A 3274-nucleotide genomic window follows, 5' to 3' on the forward strand; every position below is an offset into this window, starting at 1 on the left:
ATCCTGCTCTCGGTTCCTTGCCCGGTATTGGCCGTCAAGGCCGCTTGATTTAAAACCTACCCCGAATAGTCAAAATTGACATTTCCGCGCAGGGTGTGCGCGGAAATTGGGGTGTTTTTGCCAGCAAACACAATCACATTCCCGTCCTTGTTGGCGGCCACCTCGGCGGTGTTGCACTCAAAGCAGCGGTTGATGCGGTCGACCAGCAAACCATACTGCGGATGAAACCCATGCAGATTGACCGCCATGACGCCTGGCGTCATCAGCAGGGCGTTGCAATTTTCATAAAACTGCTGGGAGCCCAGTTGGGGTGGCTGGCCCGCGAGGTCATAGCCATCCACCAGCAGCACATCAAATTCCGGTTCGGCATCGCGCACAAAATCAGCACCATCGGCCTCGATCACCTTGAAACGTTCGTCGTCATCAGGCACCAGAAATTCTTTGCGCAGCGCGATGACGTGGGGGTTGATCTCGATCACCGTGATGCGTGTCTGGGTTAGCTTGCGGTAGCAATACTTGGCCAGACTGCCACCGCCCAGCCCGATCATGGCGATGTGCCGGGGGCGCCGTACCACGCGCAGAAAACCCATCATCGTCTTGGTGTAGTCGAGCTCCAGCACGTCGGGCTGGCTACTGCGCATCTTGCTCTGCGTTTGGTCCTTGGAGAAGTGCAGCGACTTGCTGTTGTTCTCCACTGTGATGAACGGGACCACATGCTGGGGGCTGTCGGGGGCAAACGAGTCTGACATGCGTTATACGTCAAATATGCCTATAGCCCCCGTCCTGCTTGCGCTACTAGCTCATTTTTCGATAGCAAGCAATTCGACTTCAAAAGTCAGTGTGGCATTGGGTGGCACCAGGCCGCCAGCTGCACCGCGCTCACCGTAGGCGGTGGCGGGTGGGCAGGTCAGGGTGGCTTTGCCGCCGACCTTGATTTTTTGCATGCCTTGCGTCCAGCACGGAACGACCCGGTTCAGTGGAAAAGTGGCTGGCGCATTGCGCTTGTAGGAACTGTCGAATTCCTTGCCATCGGCCAGCGTGCCACGGTAATGCACCTTGACGGAGTCAGTGGCTGTCGGGTTGGCACCCGTGCCCACTTTGGTGTGAGTAATTTTCACGCCGGAGGGCAGCGTTTCGGAGGTGGCATCAGCGGCCATGGCCGTGGTCGCCAGGGCAGAGATCGCAGCAACAGCGGAAATAGTGAGGAATTTGTAAAGAGATTTCATGCGGATAAATAGTGGTTGGTGGTTTGGGCTAAATCGGGACGACAGCGTGAATCGCCTAGTTTACGGCAGGGGCTGGGGTGCCCCTGTCAGGGTTTCGTAGTAATGAAAGGCATGGCAACTTCTGGCCCAGTGCACGTTGGTGGACTTGCGGTCGCCCACGCCGACAAGGGTGCGGCCCGCCGCCTTGATTTTTTGGGCGAGCGGCATGAAGTCGCTGTCGCCGCCCACGATCACGATAGTGCCGATGTGCTCAAACCGCCCCATGTCCTCAAAGGCATCCAGGCACAGTCGGATGTCGGCGCCGTTCTTGGCGGAGGCGCCCGGGGGGAAGAGCTGAACGAGCTCAACCGAGCCTTGCAGCAAGGCCTCCCGGTAGCGACCAAAAAACTGCCAATTGCAATACGCGCGGTTGATGGAAAGTGGCCCCAAGGAGGCCGCCAGATTCATGATGGCCTGCACGTCAATGAGCGGCTCTTGCAATTTGAAACGGCCATCCGGTTTGTTGTAAGAGCCCTCACCCAGACGCTCTTCCGACAGACTGGCGTGCAGGTTTTCAAAGTCCCAGTAGAGGGCGACGGATGCGGGGGGCGGGTTTTTGTGGTTCAACATGGGCTTTCAGGGCGCGAAGGACTCTCAAGTGTGTCCCTGCGGTCAAAACCCCTATTTTCAGTCAAACAACTCTTTCCAGATTGATTTTTTGCCACGGTAGTTTTGGTGCTCATCGTGGTGGTCGCCGCGGTAGCCGTGGCCGCTGTTGTAGGGTTGCGGGTAAGGCTGCTGATAGGGCTGCTGAATTTGAGGCGGTGCTTGTGGCACGGGGGCTGCAGTCTGTTGAGCCGGGTCGCGCAGACTGCGCTCAATGATTTTGTCCAGCTCGCCCCGGTCCAGCCAGACGCCGCGGCATTGCGGGCAATAGTCGATTTCAATACCGAGGCGCTCGGTCATGAGCAAGTCTGGCGTGGTGCAGGTCGGGCATTTCATAGGTTTCCTTGGGTCAAAAGTTAAAGCGTAAGCACCCTTTCTTAGGTGCTTCTTAAATCCGCTGCGGGCTGATGCGGGCTAATCGTGGTCTTTTTTTCCTTGGCGCTTGCCTTGATCCCGGCCTTCACCGCCACCTTTGATGTCGTGCTTGTTCCCACTCCGGTGGCATTCCACGCAGTCGTCAAACTTGCTGATGCCTTCCTCGATGTGCTTGCGCCGAATGTTGTCAGGCGTGTGTTCGTGACAGCTGTAGCAGGTGTAGCGGCTGTAGTCGTTGCGCACGTGGCAGGTCTCGCAGCGTGCGTTGTGGTCGCGGTCAAGCACAAAGAACTTGTTGTGCTCAAAGGTGGCCGGCGTCCATTTGTCCTGGGTGTGGCACTGGAGGCAATTGCCGGTGATCTGCTGGTGCAGGGAATCGGTCGGTGCTTTATGGCACGCCTGGCACTGGTCGCGGGTTTCCTTTTTGAGCAGCGCATGGTTGAAACCGCCCTTCACGACATAGCGTTTCACGCCCGCGTGGTCGCTATGGCAGGCCACGCAGTCCTCGCTGATCAGCTTCTGGTGAAAAGGGGTTGAGGTGAGGGGGCTTTTAACGGCTAAACCGGTCGTGGTCAGGCGACCAATGTCCACTGGTTTGTGGCAGCTCACGCATTTGGCAGAACTGGCGCCGCGCAGCGAGGTGTGGCAGGCAAAGCAGTCGCCTTCAAGTGGCTTGTGGCCGGGAATCAGCTTACCGGGGCCGACCATCAGGTTGGGGTAGATCAAGGCCAGTGCGCCCAAGGCCAGCAGGTTGACGATCAGAATGATTTTGAGAATTCGGCTCATACCCAACCCCAGAACAGGAAGATGCTGACGATGTGGCCCAGCGCCAGGACGGCGAAGACGACAAAAATAGGGATGTGCACTTTGCGCCAATGCGTCATGGCGTCGAGCGTGACGGCGTCCCAGAACAGGGCTTGTTCTACCTCGGGTTTGGACAGGCCACGCAGTTGAAAATGCTCGCGCTCACCCTGTACATATTGCCGTGAACGCTGGAGCAGCAGCTTGCCCACCATGCCGCTCACCAC

Annotated in this window: 5 protein-coding genes and 1 pseudogene; all 6 read right to left on the reverse strand. The window is 57.8% G+C overall.

Going from position 1 to position 3274, the window contains the following annotated elements:
- Window positions 1–56 precede the first annotated feature (56 nt).
- Window positions 57–749, reverse strand: a complete 693-nt coding sequence (locus WCG50_RS18520) for a fused MFS/spermidine synthase (RefSeq protein WP_336901074.1) — start codon at window positions 747–749, stop codon at window positions 57–59.
- A 51-nt stretch (window positions 750–800) separates the two neighbouring features.
- A complete protein-coding gene (locus WCG50_RS18525; RefSeq protein WP_336901075.1) occupies window positions 801–1226 on the reverse strand; it encodes an FKBP-type peptidyl-prolyl cis-trans isomerase in 426 nt (141 codons plus the stop codon).
- A gap of 60 nt (window positions 1227–1286) precedes the next feature.
- Entirely contained in the window at window positions 1287–1835 is a 549-nt protein-coding gene (locus WCG50_RS18530; RefSeq protein ID WP_336901076.1) for an NYN domain-containing protein, read from the reverse strand.
- 57 nt (window positions 1836–1892) lie between these two features.
- A complete protein-coding gene (locus tag WCG50_RS18535) occupies window positions 1893–2207 on the reverse strand; it encodes a zf-TFIIB domain-containing protein (RefSeq protein ID WP_336901077.1) in 315 nt (104 codons plus the stop codon).
- A 78-nt stretch (window positions 2208–2285) separates the two neighbouring features.
- Complete coding sequence (locus tag WCG50_RS18540; RefSeq protein ID WP_336901078.1) at window positions 2286–3032, reverse strand: class III cytochrome C family protein; 747 nt, start codon at window positions 3030–3032, stop codon at window positions 2286–2288.
- Window positions 3029–3274, reverse strand: a pseudogene (locus WCG50_RS18545) (hypothetical protein); the annotation flags it as partial. The gene WCG50_RS18540 and the pseudogene WCG50_RS18545, both read right to left, overlap by 4 nt.

The sequence above is a fragment of the Rhodoferax sp. genome (assembly GCF_037143375.1).
Lineage (GTDB): Bacteria > Pseudomonadota > Gammaproteobacteria > Burkholderiales > Burkholderiaceae_C > Rhodoferax.